Source organism: Myxococcus dinghuensis (assembly GCF_024198235.1).
Classification (GTDB): domain Bacteria; phylum Myxococcota; class Myxococcia; order Myxococcales; family Myxococcaceae; genus Myxococcus; species Myxococcus dinghuensis.
The window spans coordinates 406,250-423,446 of record NZ_JAKCFB010000001.1 but is presented as its reverse complement, the minus strand read 5'-3'; the positions used below and the strand labels follow the sequence as shown (position 1 = coordinate 423,446).

19 protein-coding genes are annotated in these 17,197 nt (G+C 72.4%); 12 read left to right on the top strand and 7 right to left on the bottom strand.

Annotated features, from left to right (window positions below; genetic code table 11):
• Nucleotides 1–97: 97 nt before the first annotated feature.
• Nucleotides 98–1,036: a 1-phosphofructokinase family hexose kinase gene (locus LZ198_RS01480; protein WP_253970024.1), complete on the bottom strand. Its 939-nt coding sequence runs from the start codon at nt 1,034–1,036 to the stop codon at nt 98–100.
• 215 nt (nt 1,037–1,251) lie between these two features.
• Here LZ198_RS01480 and mug point away from each other — a divergent pair, with 215 nt between their 5' ends.
• Nucleotides 1,252–1,752 carry a G/U mismatch-specific DNA glycosylase gene (gene mug / locus LZ198_RS01475; protein WP_253970251.1) on the top strand — a complete coding sequence of 167 codons (501 nt, stop codon included), beginning with the start codon at nt 1,252–1,254 and terminating at the stop codon, nt 1,750–1,752.
• A 3-nt stretch (nt 1,753–1,755) separates the two neighbouring features.
• Here mug and LZ198_RS01470 read toward each other — a convergent pair whose 3' ends face one another.
• The gene (locus LZ198_RS01470) at nt 1,756–2,589 is read right to left on the bottom strand and encodes a 3'(2'),5'-bisphosphate nucleotidase CysQ family protein (RefSeq protein WP_253970023.1); all 834 of its coding nucleotides are present in this window, start codon (nt 2,587–2,589) and stop codon (nt 1,756–1,758) included.
• A 231-nt stretch (nt 2,590–2,820) separates the two neighbouring features.
• Here LZ198_RS01470 and LZ198_RS01465 point away from each other — a divergent pair, with 231 nt between their 5' ends.
• Nucleotides 2,821–3,312 carry a DUF3592 domain-containing protein gene (locus LZ198_RS01465; RefSeq protein ID WP_253970022.1) on the top strand — a complete coding sequence of 164 codons (492 nt, stop codon included), beginning with the start codon at nt 2,821–2,823 and terminating at the stop codon, nt 3,310–3,312.
• Nucleotides 3,313–3,486: 174 nt separating this feature from the next.
• Nucleotides 3,487–3,990 carry a GNAT family N-acetyltransferase gene (locus tag LZ198_RS01460; protein ID WP_253970021.1) on the top strand — a complete coding sequence of 168 codons (504 nt, stop codon included), beginning with the start codon at nt 3,487–3,489 and terminating at the stop codon, nt 3,988–3,990.
• 20 nt (nt 3,991–4,010) lie between these two features.
• On the opposite strand, the gene LZ198_RS01455 is transcribed toward LZ198_RS01460, so the two are convergent.
• Nucleotides 4,011–4,643 carry a response regulator gene (locus LZ198_RS01455; RefSeq protein ID WP_253970020.1) on the bottom strand — a complete coding sequence of 211 codons (633 nt, stop codon included), beginning with the start codon at nt 4,641–4,643 and terminating at the stop codon, nt 4,011–4,013.
• Between the two features lie 157 nt (nt 4,644–4,800).
• Here LZ198_RS01455 and LZ198_RS01450 point away from each other — a divergent pair, with 157 nt between their 5' ends.
• The 6 genes from LZ198_RS01450 to LZ198_RS01425 all read left to right on the top strand — a co-directional run bounded on the left by LZ198_RS01450 (nt 4,801) and on the right by LZ198_RS01425 (nt 9,951).
• Nucleotides 4,801–5,193 carry a hypothetical protein gene (locus LZ198_RS01450; protein WP_253970019.1) on the top strand — a complete coding sequence of 131 codons (393 nt, stop codon included), beginning with the start codon at nt 4,801–4,803 and terminating at the stop codon, nt 5,191–5,193.
• A 109-nt stretch (nt 5,194–5,302) separates the two neighbouring features.
• Nucleotides 5,303–5,962: a hydrolase gene (locus LZ198_RS01445; protein ID WP_253970018.1), complete on the top strand. Its 660-nt coding sequence runs from the start codon at nt 5,303–5,305 to the stop codon at nt 5,960–5,962.
• Nucleotides 5,963–6,067: 105 nt separating this feature from the next.
• Nucleotides 6,068–7,924 (top strand): amidohydrolase, encoded by a 1,857-nt coding sequence (locus tag LZ198_RS01440; RefSeq protein ID WP_253970017.1) that lies wholly within the window; start codon nt 6,068–6,070, stop codon nt 7,922–7,924.
• On the top strand, nt 7,914–9,572 hold the full coding sequence (locus LZ198_RS01435) for an MFS transporter (protein ID WP_253970016.1): 1,659 nt from the start codon (nt 7,914–7,916) through the stop codon (nt 9,570–9,572). Before LZ198_RS01440 ends, LZ198_RS01435 begins: the two co-directional genes overlap by 11 nt.
• Nucleotides 9,569–9,796 (top strand): XapX domain-containing protein, encoded by a 228-nt coding sequence (locus tag LZ198_RS01430; RefSeq protein WP_253970015.1) that lies wholly within the window; start codon nt 9,569–9,571, stop codon nt 9,794–9,796. Before LZ198_RS01435 ends, LZ198_RS01430 begins: the two co-directional genes overlap by 4 nt.
• Complete coding sequence (locus LZ198_RS01425; RefSeq protein WP_253970014.1) at nt 9,793–9,951, top strand: XapX domain-containing protein; 159 nt, start codon at nt 9,793–9,795, stop codon at nt 9,949–9,951. Before LZ198_RS01430 ends, LZ198_RS01425 begins: the two co-directional genes overlap by 4 nt.
• A 45-nt stretch (nt 9,952–9,996) precedes the next feature.
• Here the strand turns inward: LZ198_RS01425 and LZ198_RS01420 are convergent, their stop codons facing one another.
• Nucleotides 9,997–11,169, bottom strand: coding sequence for a hypothetical protein (locus LZ198_RS01420; RefSeq protein ID WP_253970013.1), 1,173 nt, complete (start codon nt 11,167–11,169; stop codon nt 9,997–9,999).
• A gap of 183 nt (nt 11,170–11,352) precedes the next feature.
• On the opposite strand from LZ198_RS01420, the gene LZ198_RS01415 reads away from it, so the two are divergent.
• A complete protein-coding gene (locus tag LZ198_RS01415) occupies nt 11,353–11,571 on the top strand; it encodes a hypothetical protein (RefSeq protein WP_253970012.1) in 219 nt (72 codons plus the stop codon).
• Between the two features lie 186 nt (nt 11,572–11,757).
• Here the strand turns inward: LZ198_RS01415 and LZ198_RS01410 are convergent, their stop codons facing one another.
• Together LZ198_RS01410 and LZ198_RS01405 are read right to left on the bottom strand one after the other, a co-directional pair.
• Nucleotides 11,758–13,446: a glutamine--tRNA ligase/YqeY domain fusion protein gene (locus LZ198_RS01410; protein WP_253970011.1), complete on the bottom strand. Its 1,689-nt coding sequence runs from the start codon at nt 13,444–13,446 to the stop codon at nt 11,758–11,760.
• Nucleotides 13,447–13,596: 150 nt separating this feature from the next.
• On the bottom strand, nt 13,597–14,751 hold the full coding sequence (locus LZ198_RS01405; protein WP_253970010.1) for a glycosyltransferase: 1,155 nt from the start codon (nt 14,749–14,751) through the stop codon (nt 13,597–13,599).
• Between the two features lie 182 nt (nt 14,752–14,933).
• On the opposite strand from LZ198_RS01405, the gene LZ198_RS01400 reads away from it, so the two are divergent.
• On the top strand, nt 14,934–15,833 hold the full coding sequence (locus tag LZ198_RS01400; RefSeq protein ID WP_253970009.1) for an alpha/beta hydrolase: 900 nt from the start codon (nt 14,934–14,936) through the stop codon (nt 15,831–15,833).
• Between the two features lie 21 nt (nt 15,834–15,854).
• Here the strand turns inward: LZ198_RS01400 and LZ198_RS01395 are convergent, their stop codons facing one another.
• Complete coding sequence (locus LZ198_RS01395; RefSeq protein ID WP_253970008.1) at nt 15,855–16,616, bottom strand: arginyltransferase; 762 nt, start codon at nt 16,614–16,616, stop codon at nt 15,855–15,857.
• Nucleotides 16,617–16,833: 217 nt separating this feature from the next.
• Here LZ198_RS01395 and LZ198_RS01390 point away from each other — a divergent pair, with 217 nt between their 5' ends.
• On the top strand, nt 16,834–17,085 hold the full coding sequence (locus LZ198_RS01390) for a hypothetical protein (RefSeq protein WP_253970007.1): 252 nt from the start codon (nt 16,834–16,836) through the stop codon (nt 17,083–17,085).
• Nucleotides 17,086–17,197: the final 112 nt, after the last annotated feature.

The following is a 17,197-nucleotide window of genomic DNA, read 5'->3' as shown; positions in this document are numbered from 1 at the left end:
CTTGCTTGTCGCGAGGAAAGAGTGACGGAGCCCTCCTCCCCCTGGCCGCTCCCCGGCTGGTGAGGCGGCGACAACCCGGGGCCGCCGGAGGCCGCGGCTAGACGGGCACCGCCGTCACCTGGGTGAACAGCCGCTCCGCGTCCGCCCGCTTGCACAGGTCGGTCCCCTGGGAGAGGAGCGCGGCCGTGCCGGCGGCGATGCCCCAGCGCAGGGCCTCGTCGTGGGGCCGGCCCCGCGCCAGCGCCAGCGTCAGCCCCGCGACGAAGCTGTCACCCGCGCCCACCGAGCTGCGGGGTTCCACCGGGGGCGTCGTCGCCCGCAGTTGCCCGTCCCGCGTCGTCAGGAGCGCGCCCTCCGCGCCCATGGACACCGCCAGCAGCTGCGCGCGGCCCCGGGCCACCAGGTCCCGAGCGGCCTCCGCCTGGGTGGCCACGTCCTCGGCGGCCACGCCCGTCAGCTCCCGCAGCTCCCGGCGGTTGGGCTTGGCCAGGTAGACGCCCTCCGCCAGCGCCAGCGCCAGCGGAGGACCACTGGTGTCCACCACGGCGCGGACGTCCAGGCGCCGGGCCAGCCTCACCACGCGCGCGTAGAAGTCCTCGGGCACGCCCTGCGGCAGGCTGCCGCTGGCCACGATGAAGGCGGCGCCCACGGAGACCTCGGCCACCGCGTCCAGGCAGCGCTGCCACTCGCGCTCGGACAGCACGGGGCCGGGGAGGATGAAGCGGTACTCCCGGGCGCTCGTCCCCTCCGCCACGGTGAAGCTCTCGCGCGTCGACCCCTCCACGGGAATCGAGCGGCGCAGGAGCCCCTTGTCCTCGAGCAGCTCCTCCAGCAGGAGCCCGGTGGCGCCGCCGCGCGTGTAGACGGCGATGGACTCGCCCCCCAGCTCCCGAACCACGTGCGCCACGTTGATGCCGCCGCCCCCCGGGTCCCTGCGCACGGAGCCGCAGCGCAGCTTGTGCTCCGGGGTGACCACTGGCACGGACGTGGCCACGTCGATGGCCGGGTTGAGCGTCAGCGTCACGATGTGCGGCATGTGCCAGGCTCCTCGGAGCACGGGGTGGACCGCCCCGGCAGACGCGGGACGGAACGCCGAGCCTGCCCCACCCGGCGTCCCCCCGCCAGCCGCCCGAGCGCCCCCACCGCGCCCATGAAGTCGTTGCCTTCGTCCCGGGCGCGCGGCGATATCCCCCCATGACTCCGTCTCGCGGACCCACGCGCGCGCAGCTCGACGCCGCCATCGGCCGCACGATGCCCGACATCATCGCCCCCGGGCTGCGCGTCCTCTTCTGCGGCATCAACCCCAGCCTCTACTCCGTGGTGATGGGCCACCACTTCGCCCGCCCCGGCAACCGCTTCTGGCCCACGCTGCACGCCGCGGGCTTCACCCCGCGACAGCTCCGCCCGGACGAGCAGGCCCAACTGCTCGAGCGGGGCCTGGGCATCACCAACGTCGTCGACCACGCCACCGCGACGGCCGACCAGCTCGACGCGGCCGAGCTGCGCGACGGTGGAAAGCCCCTGGAGAAGAAGGTGCGCCGCTACCAGCCACGCTTCCTCGCCGTGCTCGGCGTGGGCGCCTACCGCACCGCCTTCGCGCGCCCCAAGGCGGAGCTGGGGCTCCAGCCGGAGACGATGGGCGACACGCGGCTGTGGGTGCTGCCCAACCCGAGCGGCCTCAACGCGCACTACCAGTTGGCGGACCTGGCGCGCCTGTTCGGCGAGCTGCGGCGCACGGCCGACCTGGGCTGACGCCTACGCGAGGAGCCCCGCCTCGCGCGCGAAGGCCGCGACCACGGGCTGCACCTGGGGGAAGGCCGCGGCGTTGCAGGCCAGCAGCCCCCGCTTGTTCTGGAGCTCCACGCCGTCGTAGCGGTAGGGCGCGCCGCCCAGGTCGGTGAGGACGCCGCCGGCCGCGCGCAGCACCGCCTCCGGGGCGCAGTTGTCCCAGCGGTAGCTGCGGTCGCTCACGTGGAGGTACAGGTCCGCGGCGGACTCCGCGAGCAGGCCACACTTGATGCCCACCGACCCGGCCTCCTGCTCGTGGGTGATGCCCAGCCGCGCGACCACCTGCTGCGTCAGCGTCGAACGGTGCGAGCGGGACACCATCAGCCGCAGCCTCGACGGCTCGGCCACGTCCGACACGCGCAGCACCCGGCGCTCGCCGTCCACCTCCACCTCGCCCCCCTGCCCCACCACGCCCGAGTAGAGCCGGTCTCCCACCGGCCGGTAGACGACGCCCAGCGTCGCCGCGCCCCCCACCGCCAGGCCGATGTGGATGGCGAACTCCCCGTTGCGGTTGACGAACTCCTGGGTGCCGTCGAGCGGGTCCACGAACCAGCAGCGCACGGACCGGCGGGCCTCCGCGCCGTTGTCCGACTCCTCGGCCACGACGCCGTCGCCGGGGAAGGCGCGCCGGAGGGCGGAGACGATGAGCTCGTTGGCGCGGGTGTCGGCCTCGGTGACGGGCCCCAGGCCGCCCGCCTTGTGCTCCACGGCGAAGGGGGTGGCGTAGACCTCCAACAGGAGCCTGCCCGCCTCACGGGCGATGCGGCGGGCGGTGTCCAGTTCGGTATCGAAGGAAGGCATGCGTGGGTCAGTCTGCCCCCGATATCCGTTCACGGGGAGCCCGCATGGTGACAGGCGGCGGGCGTCCGTGGGGCGGTTTGCCCCACGCGGGGCGAAATGCCCCAGCCAGGACGCATTGCCCGAGACGGAACAGGGGTGGCGCGCTCCATGCACTGCACGAAGCGAACCACGCGAGCCCGCGGGGGGCCTGGACGCGGCACGGCCCGCTCCGGATGAAAAGGACCAAGCGCGATGATGAAGGTGCTGATGGCGGGACTGATGCTGCTCTTCGGGGCGATGCTGGCGTTCGGGGGCGGACGCATGCTGTATCGGGCCCACGCGAGCCAGCGCTGGCCCGTCGCCGAGGGCACGGTCGTGTCCTCGACGGTGGAGACGATGCACAGCCGGCGCAACACGCGCTTCCACCCGGAGGTCCGCTACGCGTACTCGGTGGCGGGCCAGCCCTACACGGCGGACACCATCTCCTTCGGCGGCAACGACACGGGCGCGCTGAACGAGGCCCAGCGGCTGACGCACAAGTACGCGACCGGGACGAAGCTGCCCGTGCACTTCGAGCCGGATGACCCGACCATCGCCTGCGTCGAGTGTGGCAACGCGGGCATGTCCAGCTACGTCGTCACGCTCGGCGGCCTGGCCATCCTCGGAATCGCCGGCGCGGGCATGGTGGACCTGCTCCGCTCGGAGTTCCGCTCCCGCCGCCGCGGGCCGCAGTTCGCCCGCTAGCCCCGGGCGTCGTCTTCCGGAGCGGCGGGCCTCCAGGGGTCCGCCACCGGACAGGGGAAGCCCCGTCCCGCCGACACATCCGCGCACGCCGCGGAGGCATCCTCGCCGCGTCGGTTGTATGAGGGGCGCGTCGGCCCCGCGCCCCGCGCGGCGGCCCCGCACCGGAGCCTGTCCATGCCCCTCATCATCCGCGCCGCGAACGCCACCGACGAAGCCGCCCTGGGACGCATGGGCGCCGCGCTGGCCCGCAAGCACCACGAGTTCGACGCCCAGCGCTTCATGCTCCCGGACGACGTGGAGTCCGGCTACCGCGCGTGGCTGGGGCGCGAGGCGCGGCGCAAGGACGCCGTCGTCATCGTCGCGGAGCTGGACGGCCAGGTGGTCGGCTATGCCTACGGCCGGGTGGAGCCGGTGGACTGGAACGCCCTGCTGGACCGCGCCGGCGCCTTCCACGACCTGTGGGTGGAGGAGAAGGCCCGCCGGGGCGGCGTGGGCGCCCTGCTCGCGGAGGAGATGATGCGCCGGCTCACCTCGCTCGGCGTCCCCCGCGTGGTGCTGCACACCGCCGCGAGGAACGAGCCCGCGCAGCGGATGTTCGCGAGGCTGGGCTGGCGCCCCACCATGGTGGAGATGACGCGCGAGGCGCCCGCCCACACCGAGCCCATCAGCGAGCGCTGAGCCCCACGCCCGCGGCGGCGTCAGATGTCGATGATGCCCCGCTTGAGCGCCATCACCACCGCGTGCGTGCGGTCCTTGGCGCCCAGCTTGGTCAGGACGTTCTTCATGTGCGTCTTGACCGTCTCCTCGGAGATGCCCATCTGCGCGGCGACCTCCTTGTTCGCGTTGCCCGCGGCCACGCGACAGAGCACGTCGCGCTCGCGCGCCGTCAGCTCGTCGTCCGCCATGTGCTCCGCCATCTCCGACGCGATGTCCGCGGAGATGCGGCGGCGCCCCGCGTGGACGCTGCGGATGGTCTCCACCAGGTCCTTGCGCAGCATGCTCTTGAGCAGGTAGCCGGACGCCCCCGCCTTGATGGCGCGCAGCGCCTGCGCATCCCCCCGGTACGTCGTCAGCACGATGATGCGCGCCTGGGGGAACTCCGAACGGATGGCGGAGATGGCGTCGATGCCGCCCATGCGGGGCATCTGCACGTCCATCAACGTGATGTCCGGCTGGTGGGCACGGAAGGCCTGCAGCGCCTGCTCGCCATTCTCCGCCTCGGCCACCAGGGTCATGTCGGGCTGGCCGGCAATCATTCCGCCGAGCCCCTCGCGCAACAGCGGATGGTCGTCGGCCACCAGGATGCGGATGTTCGCGTCCATCGCGGTCATGTCTCGACGATACCATCCGCCACGTCACGGCCGCCACGCGCGCATCGGCTCGTGGCCCCCCACCAACGACACGCCGTTGTCCTCCCTCGAATTGGGGAGCCCCCGCTCCCTGGATGCAGCCTGATTCCAGACGCGCGACAGGGGTTACGCTGCCTGGGTGCAACGTCTCTTCTCGATGTTCCCGTCGGGCGCCGCGGGAATCGGTCTGCTCCTGCTGCGCCTGTCCGTTGCATGCTCGCTCTGTCTCGACCCCGCCGGCGCCTGGTCGACCCAGACATGGCTGGCCATTCCGGGCCTGGGCCTCTGTCTGGGAATCCTGACACCCGCCTCCGTGCTCGCCAGTTGCCTGCTCCTGTTGAATGCAGTCCATGGCATGCCTGGGATACCCGGCCCCATGACGGCCGTCCGCCTGCTCACCGCCTGCGCCCTCGCGTTGCTCGGTCCGGGCGCCTATTCGGTGGACGCGCGCCTGTTCGGCAGACGCGTCGTCGCCTTCCCTCCCTCCAAAGACAAGACCCCGCACGCGGATGAGCCGCGCCGCGAGGACTGAGCGCGGAAGACATCCCCTGTTCGGGTGAGTCTTTCACGGCTCTTCCGGGTGTTTCCAACTCCACGTGGCGCGGACACCATGGCGTTCCACCCCAGCCACGGGAAACACCATGCCCAATGCCAAGCCGACTCCTGGCAAGAACCTGCTGACCCCGGACGACCACGCGCTCATCCTCATCGACCACCAGTCGCAGATGGCGTTCGCGACGCGCTCCATCGACATCGCGTTGCTGCGCAACAACACGGCGCTCATCGCCAAGGCCGCGGCCGGCTTCCGCGTCCCCACGCTGCTCACCACCGTGGCGGAGAAGAGCTTCTCCGGCCCGCTGTTCCCGGAGCTCACGGCGGTCTTCCCGGAGGCCCAGGTCGTGGACCGCACGACGATGAACGCGTGGGAGGACGCGAACGTCACCGACCAGGTCAACCGGTTCGACAAGGGGCGGCTGGTCATCGCCGGGCTGTGGACGAGCGTGTGCATCGTCGGCCCCGTGCTGTCGGCCATCGACCAGGGCTTCCAGACCTACGTCATCACCGACGCCTGCGGCGACGTGTCGGACGAGGCCCATGAGCGCGCGGTGCAGCGGATGATCCAGGCCGGCGCCGCGCCGCTGACGAGCGTGCAGTACCTGCTGGAGCTCCAGCGCGACTGGGCGCGCGGGGCCACGTACGCGCTCACCACGGGCATCGCGGCCACCCACGCCGGCGGCTATGGCATCGGCCTCCAGTACGCGAAGACGATGTTCAACGCCTCCGAGGGCGGCGGACACTAGCCCCGCTCCGCCTCACCCATCCTGGGGATGCGGCCCGGCGCGTCGCGCCGCATCCTCCACCCCACGTCCCGCCCCCTTCCCTCCGCACCGGGAGCCCCCTCGCCCATGGCCGACCTCATCGTCCACAACGCCCGCGTCACCACCCTGGACCGGGACCACCCCGACGCCACGGCCCTCGCCGTGGAGAAGGGCCGGGTGAAGGCCGTGGGCGACGACGCCGCCATCCTCGCGCTCGCCACGCCGGGCACGCGCGTCATCGACGCGGAGGGGCGCAGGCTCGTCCCCGGCCTCGACGACAGCCACACGCACCTGATCCGCGGCGGCCTGAACTACAACATGGAGCTGCGCTGGGACGGCGTGCGCTCGCTGGCGGACGCGATGGCCATGCTGCGGGCCCAGGTGGACCGCACGCCCGCGCCGCAGTGGGTGCGCGTGGTGGGTGGCTTCAGCGAGCACCAGTTCTCCGAGAAGCGCCTGCCCACGCTCGACGAGCTCAACGCCGCCGCGCCCGAGACGCCCGTCTTCATCCTCCACCTCTACGACCGGGCGCTGCTCAACCGCGCCGCCCTGCGCGCGGTGGGCTACACGAAGGAGACGCCGGAGCCCCCTGGCGGCCACATCCAGCGGGACGCCGCCGGCAACCCCACGGGCCTGCTGCTGGCCAGCCCCAACGCGCTCATCCTCTACGCCACGCTCGCCATGGGGCCCAGGCTGCCGCCGGAGTACCAGCTCAACTCCACGCGCCACTTCATGCGCGAGCTGAACCGGCTGGGCATCACCTCCGTCATCGACGCGGGCGGCGGCTTCCAGAACTACCCGGATGACTACGGCATCATCCAGAAGCTGCACGCGGACGGCGAGCTGACGGTGCGCATCGCCTACAACCTCTTCACCCAGAAGAAGGGGGGCGAGGTCGCCGACTTCGAGCGCTGGACGAAGATGCTCACGCCCCGCGAGGGCGACGACATGATGCGCCACAACGGCGCGGGCGAGATGCTGGTCTTCTCCGCGGCGGACTTCGAGGACTTCCGCATGCCCCGTCCGGAGCTGCCCCAGGGCATGGAGGGGGAGCTGGAGGCGGTCGTGCGCGTGCTCGCCGAGCGCCGCTGGCCCTTCCGCATCCACGCCACCTACGACGAGAGCATCTCCCGCGTGCTCGACGTCTACGAGAAGGTCGACCGCGACCTCCCGCTCGACGGCCTGCACTGGTTCATCGACCACGCGGAGACCATCTCCGAGCGCAACATCGAGCGCGTGCGCGCGCTCAGCGGCGGCATCGCCGTGCAGCACCGCATGGCCTATCAGGGCGAGTACTTCGCGGAGCGCTACGGCCAGGACGCCGTGCGCCGCACCCCGCCGGTGCGCAGGATGCTGGACCTGGGCGTGCCCGTGGGCGCCGGCACGGACGCCACGCGCGTGGCCAGCTACAACCCCTGGGTCTCGCTGTACTGGCTCGTCACCGGCCGCACCCTCGGCGGCCTCGCCATGTACGGCGAGGACAACCAGTTGGAGCGGGAGGAGGCGCTGCGCCTGTGGACCCACGGCAGCGCGTGGTTCTCCCACGAACAGGACCGCAAGGGCCTGCTCAAGCCGGGCTACTTCGCGGACTTCGCCGTGTTGTCCTCCGACTACTTCCAGGTGCCGGACGCCGCCATCCAGGACATCACCAGCGTCCTGACGGTGGTGGGCGGCCGGGTGGTGCACGGCGACGGAGAGTTCGGCCCGCTCGCGCCCCGGTTGCCCCGGCCCATGCCGGACTGGTCGCCGGTGAACCGCTTCGGCGGCTACCAGGGAGGCACGCTCGCGCAGGCCCGCGCCCGCTTGACGGCGACGGCCCATGCGCACGCGCCGGGCACCTCCTGCGCGGTGCACCCCCACACCCACGCCTCGCGCCACGCGACGCCCGCGGGCGACGACGCCGGCTTCTGGGGCGCGCTGGGATGCCTCTGCTATGCGTTCTGAGGCCAGCGTCGCGGTGACGCCCCCCGCCCCCGCGGCGCCCCCCGTGGGCGCGTGGGAGCCCCTGCGCCACGGCACCTTCCGCGCCATGTGGCTGGCGGTGCTCGCCAGCAACGTCGGCACCTGGGTGCACGACGTGGCGGCGGCGTGGTTCATGTCGGAGAAGACGGGCTCGCCGCTGATGGTCGCGGCGGTCCAGTCCGCCACCACCCTGCCCACGGTGGTGTTCGCCCTGGTGGCCGGCACCCTGGCGGACATCGTCGACCGGCGGCGCTACCTGCTCGCCGTGCAGTGCTGGATGCTGGTCATGGCCGTGGCGCCGGCGGTGCTCGCGCTGCATGGCTCGCTCGAGCCGTGGAGCCTGCTGGGCCTCACGTTCGCGCTGGGCATGGGGTCCGCCATGGCCATGCCCGCCCAGGCCGCCACCACCGCGGACCTGGTGCCCCGGCCGCTGCTGGCCCCCGCCGTGGCGCTCAGCTCCATCGGCATCAACATCGCGCGCGCGCTCGGGCCCGCGCTGGGCGGGGTGCTCGTCGCGCGCTTCGGCGTGGGCTCCGCCTTCTCGCTGGACGCCGTCTCCTACCTGGGCGTGCTGGTCGTGCTGTGGCGTTGGCGCTCCACCCGGGCCACCACCACCCTGCCGGCGGAGCCCTTCGGCGTCGCGTTGCGCGCGGGCCTGCGCTACGCGTCGCAGGCCAGCGACCTGCGCTCGGTGCTCGTCAAGGCCGCGTGCTTCTACACCTTCGCCAACGCGCTCAACTCGCAGCTCGCCATCGTGGTGCGCCAGGAGCTGGGTCAGGGGGCGGGGACCTACGGCGTGCTGCTCACGTGTGTCGGCGCGGGCGCGGTCTCCGGCGCCATGGTGCTCCCGCGCCTGCGCGCCCGGCTGGGCATCGACGCGCTGGTGTTCGCCGCGTCGCTCGTCTACGCGGCGGTGATGCTGACCGCGGCCCACGTGCGCGACGTGGGCGTGCTCGGCGGCGCGCTGTTCGTCAGCGGCGTGGCGTGGATCACCGTCCTGTCCTCCCTCCAGACCGCCGCGCACGTCTCCGTGCCGACGTGGGTGCGCGCCCGCGCCCTGTCGCTGTACATCGTCGTCTTCTCGGCGGGCATGGCCGGCGGCAGCCTCCTGTGGGGGTCGGTCGCCCAGCGCTTCGGCACGCCCCTGGCCCTCTCCGTGGCGGCGGCGACGGTGGTGGTCGGCGCGCTCGTCTCGCTGCGCTTCCGGGTGGGCGCCGCGCTGTCCCGCGACACCACGCCCTCCGGCCACTGGCCCACGCCCGCGGTGTCCGACGACGTGGAGCGCGACCGGGGACCGGTGCTGGTGACGGTGGACTACACCATCGCCCCGGAGGGGCGCGCGGAGTTCCTCGAACTGGTGGCGCGGCTGGGGCGCACCCGCCGCCGCGACGGCGCCGTCCAGTGGGGCGTGGTGGAGGACACCGCCCGCCCCGGCGGCTTCCTCGAGTACTTCGTCGTCGGCTCGTGGCTGGAGCACCTGCGCCAGCACGAGCGCGTCACCCACGAGGAGAAGGCGCTCCAGGAGCGGCTCACCGCGCTCCACCAGGCCGCGCAACCTCCGTCCGTCCGTCACTTCGTCGGCGCCACGCCGACCCTGCCCCGTCCCCTCACCCCGGAGAACGACTCGTGAATTGGAGATTCTGTGTGGGCGTGCTGCTGGCGCTCGCCATCGGTGCCGGCTGCCGCTGGTTGGGCGTGCCCGTGCCCGCGCCGCCGGTGCTGGTGGGCGCGCTGCTCGTCGTCGCCATGACGAGCGGCTACACGCTCACCGACAAGGTCCTGGCCTCGCGCCCCGCGCGCAACGCGGTCAACTGCGGAGGCCCCACCGGCCAGACGCAGGGGTCCCGCTCATGACGCTCGCCCTGCTCGGCCTCGCCCTCGCCCTGGCCATCGGCGCGGGCTGCCGCGTGCTCGACATCCCCCTGCCCGCCCCGCCGAAGCTCCAGGGCGCGCTGCTCGTCGTCGCCATGACGGTGGGCTTCCTCATCAGCGACAAGCTGCTCGGCTGACCCGCTCCTCCCCGGCGCGGACACGTCCGGCCCGGGGCCCGCGGCTCACAGCCTGCCGTGGGGCACGCGGCCCTGTTGGAAGGCGTCCACCTGGAGCCAGGTGAAGGGCTGGTCGTAGAGGAGCCGGTCCTGCTGCCGCGCGCGGTACAGGTCGACGAGGAGGTTCATGCGGTCCGCGAGGCTGCCCCAGTCCCTCGCGCCGCGCTCGGCCCTGTCGTCCGGCGCCCGCCCCAGCGCGGCCATCAGCGCCACCAGCTCCGGGTGCTCCAGACGCTCCAGCGCCGGGGGGAAGTCCCGCTCCACCGCGAGCGTGGGGCTGTCCTCCCCCAACCGCAGCGTCACGTCCGGCAGCTCCAGCCGCATCAACATCCGCGTCGCCAGCTCACGCCACAGCCGCTCCAGCCGGGTGGCCAGCGGGTTGAATGCCTCGCGCAGGCCCCACTCGGACATGTCGCGCGCGCGCATGTTCGCGTCCGCGTGGGCGAAGGACACCAGGCTGTCGAGGAAGACCTCCTTGAGAGGGGCGTTGAGCGCGGAGACGATGGGCCCCTGGAGCCGGGCCTGCTCGTGGTAGCCCACCAGCGCGTTGGCCAGGAACACGAGCTCCGCGCGGGCCCGCGCGTCGGACGCCAGGCGCGCCTCGTGGTAGTGCCTCACCGCCTGGATGAGCAGGTCCTGTCCGCCCTCGGACACCGGGCCCGGCGTCAGCCTCGCGAGCACCGCGTCGAGCGCGGCCACGTCCGGCCGAGAGGGGCCGGAGAAGCGCTCCAGGAGGTCCACGTAGAGCGGCGCCAGCTCCTCGAACACCAGCAGGTTTCCACGCGCCATGTGGTGGGACACCTCGTCGAGCACCTCGTCCAGCGCGCGCGCCAGCACGGAGGGCACGACGACGGAGGCCCCCCACGCCCCGAGCAGCCGCTCCTGGAGCTCCGCAAGGCTGCGCGTCAACGCGTCCGCGCGCGCCATCAGCTCCGTCAACAACTCCGGCAGCACGTCCTTGCGGATGAGGACACCGGCCGTCTTCGACGTCCACGTGGCGAAGCCGCACCAGCTCACGTCGTCCTCGCCGAACACGTCGGTGAGCGCCACCTGGAGCTGGTGGTACGTCTGGGTGACGTGGAGGTTGCGCAGGACGGGGTCCTCCAGATGGACGACGGCCTCCACGTCCGCCCGGGTGGGCGACGGCCACAAGCGCGGAAGCGAGCCACGTGACGCCATGGTCCACGGGCCTCCAGTGCCCTGGGACGGCCTGTCCCTCTCCCGTGAGTTCGGGCGCCGGACGGCCGCGTTCAACGCGCGTGCGGGCGCTCGACAGGCGCGCCCCCCCGGGCCCGCCGGGAGGGTGGAGCGTGGACAGGTGGGCTTCCCACCCTCCCGCGCGCACGGGTAGCCTCTGCCGGCATGGTTCCCCTGAACGACCGGGCCGCCCTGGCCCCCGCGCGACGCGAGGCCCTCGCCCGGGACGTGGCGCCGCTCGACCTGCTCCAGGACGTGGTGCGCTGGGGCTTCGCGGCGACGCCGCCGCGGGACGTGGTGGAGGTGGTGGTCCAGGACGAGTTCACCCACGACGTGGTGATGCCCTGGGAAGACGGGTGCTACCTCGTCTTCGACACGACCTGACTGGGCGGAGTCCTCTCGGTCTCCGTGTGGGACCGTCGACCCAGCGCGGATGAGTTGCTCGACGCCCGGCTCTCGGCTGGCTGGGCGCCCACGCCGACGAGCACCGTCGACGGGGACGTCGTCCTCGGCCACGCCGCGTGCCGGGTGCCGCCCTCGAGGAAGGCGGCACCCTAGGCGCGTCACGCGCTACTTCTGCTTGCCCTGCTCCTTCACCCACGAGTCCTTCAGGGTGACGGTGCGGTTGAAGACGGCCTTGCCCGGCTTCGAGTCCTTCGGGTCCGCGAAGAAGTAGCCCAGCCGCTCGAACTGGAAGCGGGACTCCGGCGCCACCTCCGCCAGCATGGGCTCCACGCGCGCGTCGGTGATGACCTGCAGGCTGTTGGGGTTGAGGAACGTGGTGAAGTCCGCCGCGTCATCCGCGTCCGGGCTCTCCACGGAGAAGAGCCGGTCGTAGAGGCGCACCTCGGCGGTGGGCGCGTTGCCCGGCACCCAGTGCAGCGTGCCCTTCACCTTGCGGCCGTCCGGCGAGTCCCCCCCCTTGGTGGCCGGGTCGTACGTGCAGCGCAGCTCCACCACGTTGCCGGAGGCGTCCTTGATGACCTCCTTGCAGGTGATGAAGTACGCCGAGCGCAGGCGCACCTCCTTGCCCGGCGCCAACCGGAAGAAGCCCTTGGCGGGCACCTCCATGAAGTCGTCGGCCTCGATGAACAGCTCCCGCGAGAACGGCACCTTGCGCGAGCCCATCTCCGGCTTCTGGGGGTGGTTCTGCACGTCCAGCAGCTCGACCTGGCCCTCGGGGTAGTTCTCCAGCACGACCTTCAGCGGGCGCAGCACCGCCATGGCCCGGGGCGCCGTCTCGTTCAGGTCCTCGCGGATGCACAGCTCCAGCACGCCCATGTCGATGAGCTGCTGCGTCTTGCTGATGCCCGCGCGCTGGGCGAAGTCGCGGATGGAGGCCGGCGTGAACCCGCGGCGACGCAGGCCGCTGAGGGTCATCATCCGCGGGTCGTCCCAGCCGGAGACGTACTTCTCCGTCACCAGCTTGAGCAGCTTGCGCTTGCTCATCACCGCGTAGTTGAGGTTCAGCCGGTTGAACTCGTACTGGTACGGCCGCTCCCCCCGGATGAGGTTGTCGACGATCCAGTCGTACAGCACCCGGCGGTTCTCGAACTCCAGCGTGCAGATGGAGTGGGTGATGCCCTCGAGGGCGTCCGACAGACAGTGCGCGAAGTCGTAGAGCGGGTAGATGGGCCACGCCTCGCCGGTGCGGTGGTGGTGCGCATGGCGGATGCGGTAGATGGGCGGGTCGCGCAACACGGGGTTGGGCGACGTCATGTCGATCTTCGCGCGCAGCGTGTGCTTGCCGTCGGGGAACTCGCCCGCGCGCATGCGCGCGAACAGGTCCAGGTTCTCCTCCACGGTGCGGTTGCGGTACGGGCTGTCACGCCCCGGCGTGGTGAAGTCACCGCGGTACGCGCGGATCTCCTCCGCGGACAGGCTGCACACGTACGCCTTGCCCTGGCGGATGAGCTCCACCGCGAAGTGGTACAGCTTCGGGAAGTAGTCCGACGCGAAGAACTTGCGGTCGTCCCAGTCGAAGCCCAGCCACTTCACGTCCCGCTGGATGGACTCGACGTAGTCGGTGTCCTCGGTGACGGGGTTGGTGTCGTCGAAGCGCAGGTTGCACAGGCCGCCGTATTGGCTCGCCAGCCCGAAGTTCAGGCAGATGGACTTGGCGTGGCCGATGTGGAGGTAGCCGTTGGGCTCGGGCGGGAAGCGGGTGAGCACGCGACCGCCGTGCTTCCCCGCGCGCCGGTCTTCCTCGATGAGCTCCTGGAGGAAGTTCAGGCCCTGCGTCTCGTTCGTCGTCGTCATGGTGGGGGCGAATCCTCGTGAAGCCGCCCGGGGCCGGCAAGGGATTCCTTGCCTTCGCGTCGCCCACCGGCGGCCACCCGGAGACAACACCCGGAGGCCGTCCGGGCTTCCCCCCGGCCAGCCAGGACCACCGGGCGCGGCCCCGCCCCCTCAGAGGGACGACAGGAGCGTCTCCCACGCCCCCAACGCCCGCTCCGAGGACAGGTCCTCCGCGCGCGCCCGGGCCCGCCGGGACAGCTCCCGCTGCCACGCCGCGTCCGAGACGACACGCTCCAGCGCCGCCGACAGCGCCGGGGCATCCTCCACCGGCACCAGCACCCCGTGCTCGCCGTGCGCCAGCAGCTCCCCCGGCCCGGAGGGGCAGTCCGTGCTCACCACGGGGCAGCCCAGCGCCAGCGCCTCCAGGAGCACCATGGGCAGCCCCTCGAACCGCGAGGACAGCGCGAAGGCCGCCGCCCGCCGCATCAGCGCGTGGGGGTTGGACGCGAAGCCGGGCATGAACACGCTGGACGCCACCCCCAGCGACTCCGCCAGGGCCTTCAGTTCGTGTTCCAACGACCCCACCCCGACGATGAGCAGGTTCGCGTCCACGCCGCGCTGGCGGGACAGGGCATGCGCGCGGATGAGGACGTCGAAGCCCTTCTGGGGCTCCAGGCGGCCCACGGCGACGACCACGGGCTTCTGGAAGATGGGGACGGCCCAGTCCGGCAGGGGGGCCTCGCCCGCCGCGCGCACCGTCGCGCCGTCCACGAAGTTGGGGATGACCTGGAGCTTGTCGGACGGCACGGGCACCAGCTCCTGGAAGGACCGGGCGGTGTCGTGGCCACACGCGACGATGCGGCTCATGCGCGGGTAGAGCAGCCGCAGGCCCCAGAGCTGGCGCCGGGGCTGCTCGCGGTGGAAGGCGCCCCAGTCGAAGTGGATCATCCCCACCACGGGCTTGCCCAGGATGCGGCCCGCCAGACACGCCAGCAGCGCCGCCCGCCCCTCCTGTCCGGCGACGATGACGTCCGCCTCGCGCGCGTGGCGCACCAGGTGCCAGAGGTAGAGCGGCAGGTTCTGCCGGTGGTAGTCGTACGAGTCCGTCGCCCAGGAGACCTGGGTGTTGCGCGGCAGCCGGTCCTCGCGGTCCGGTGGCGGGCGGTGGTGGAAGAACAGCCGCGTGGAGAAACGCCGCGGATCCAACCCCGCCAGGACGTTGCACACGGAGCGCTCGATGCCGCCCGAGCCCAGGAACACGAGCGTGAACAGCACGCGCTTCCGCTCGGTTCGAGGTGTGGCTTCTGGCTGTACCGGAACGAGCATCAGCCCCACTCCCCCGAGGCACGGACACCGTAGCCCAATGTAGGAGAGACGCCAAGGTTGAGGCCACAAGTTCCAGGGCCCCCCGCGGACCCTGTCGCGTGGTGAGCATGCGGACGTGGCCCTCGTCCCCCCGCGTTCTCGGCTACGCTCCTTGGGGCTGCCGACGCTCCTGGACGACTCCCGTGCGAACGCGACCCCGACCCCTCCTCGTGGCCCTCCTGGTACCCCTGCTCGGCGCGCTGGCGTCGGGCGGCTATCTCGCCCTGCGCGGCCACCGCATCGGCCAGGGGCTGCTGCACCCGCCGCACGTCCCCGTCCAGCGCCCCGCGGCGCAGGAGGAGCTGGCGGGGCTGGAGGACGTGTCCTTCTCCAGCGCGGACGGCCTGACGCTGAAGGGCTGGTACGTGCCGTCGCGCAACCGCGCGGCGGTGGTGCTGGTGCACGGCTTCGCGGACAACCGCTCGCAGCTGCTCTTCGAGGCGCGCTCGCTGGCGCGCGCGGGCTACGGCGTGCTGCTGTTCGACCTGCGCGGCCACGGCGAGAGCGGCGGCGACCTGGTGACGTGGGGAGACCGCGAGCGCCGGGACGTGACGGCCGCGCTGGACTTCGTCTCCCGGCGACAGGACGTGGACGCGGCGCGGCTCGGGCTGTTCGGCTTCTCCATGGGTGGCACCACGTCGCTGCTCGTGGCGGAGAAGGACCCGCGCGTGAAGGCGGTCGCCGCGGCGGGGGCCTATCCCGCGCTGGAGGCGGACATCTACTCCGGCTACGGCCGCTGGGGCGCGCTGAGCGCGGCGCCGGTGTTGTGGACGCTGCGCGGCGCCGGCGTGGACGTGGACGCGGTGCGCCCCATCGACGGGATGTGCCAGCTCCAGGGGCGGCCGCTGCTGCTCGTCAACGGCGACGTGGACCCGGACGCGCCCGCCAAGCTCCAGGCCAGCCTCTTCCGCGCGGCCTGCGAGCCCAAGGCCCTGTGGGTCGTCGAGGGCGCCGGGCACGGGGAGTATGCCCGCGTGTCGCCGGACGAGTACGCCCGCCGGCTGCGCGAACACTTCGACCGGGCCCTGCTCGGCTCGGGGTAGTCGGGCGTCGTCAGGCAGGGCTCACGCCTCCGGTTCGGGGCGCTCGGGGGCGGGGCCCCACTGCGGCGCCGCGTCGAGCGCCGGGCGCTGCTCCAGCACCTCGTGTGGCCGGAAGTTGCCCTTGTAGCGCAGCGACGCGCAGCCCTCGACGCGGTAGCCCAGGTACACGTGGGGGATGCCGCGCTCGCGGGCCAGCTCCACCTGGAACACCACGCTCGCCGTCCCCAGCGAGCGGTGCGCGTAGGCCGGGTCGTAGAAGAAGTACACCGCGCTCCACGCCCGCGGCGTCTCGTCGCACAGGCCCAGCGCCACCAGCCGCGGCCCGTCCTCCGCGTCGTCGTCGTACCAGGCCACCTCCCGCGCGGACGGGTGCGGGAACGAGAACTGGAGCGAGTAGTCCCGCACCGTCAACGGCGAGGGCCCCCACTCGCGGGACGTCTCGCGCTCCGCGTGCCACGCCCGGTACAGCGCCATCCGCTCGTCGTCCACGCGCGGCGTCCCCACCTCCACCCGCAAGGAGGCACACGCCGCCCGCGCGCGCCGCTGGCTGCGATTGGGCCGGAAGTCCGCCACCGGCACGCGCACGGACACGCATTCCCGACACGTGGCGCAGGCGGGCCGGAAGTAGACGGGGCCGAACCGCCGCCAGCCCCGCACGAGCAGCTGCTCGTACTCCTCCGGGCTCACGTCCCGCAGCACCAGGTTCTCCAACGACGCCTGCCGCTCCGGCAGGTAGTTGCACGGACGGGGCTCCTCGACTTCGTGTGCCAGCAGGATGGCCATGGACTCCTCCGTTCCTGTCCGGCGAGAGGGCCCGCGTCAAGTCGGACTCACAGCCCGCATGGAGGGCCACCGGCGGGGCGCACCGCCCCGGTTCAAGCCTGCCCTCCGGGGAGGTGCCCCGAGGACCCAGGGCTACCTGGGTCCACTCCCTCTGAAAGCCGCATGGCATGGCGACTGCAAACAATCCTGCACGACCCCTATGAGAAGGCGGTAGCAGATGGCCCGTGACAGCCTGCAACCCTGGACCGACCGGTTCGCACATGTGGAACTGGAGGCGACAGCGGCCTCCCCCCGGTTCGCGTTCGGTTGGAGCGAGTGGGATGGCCAGGATGTCACCGCGCGCGCGCCCATCTCCGAGAAGCCGCTGACTCCGGACATCCATGTCGTACCGCCGTCGCGCTTCACGGAGGTCGAGGGCGACACCGGGTGGGACGCCGACGACTTCGAGTTCGCCGTCGCCAGCTTCTGAGCCGAACCCCGCGTCGCGCGCGACGACGCGGCGTCCCGAGCGGACGCGCCTTCTCAACCTCATCGAGTCCGAGAATGCGCGCGCCGCACTTCCTGCGCCTCCGAGCAGGCGG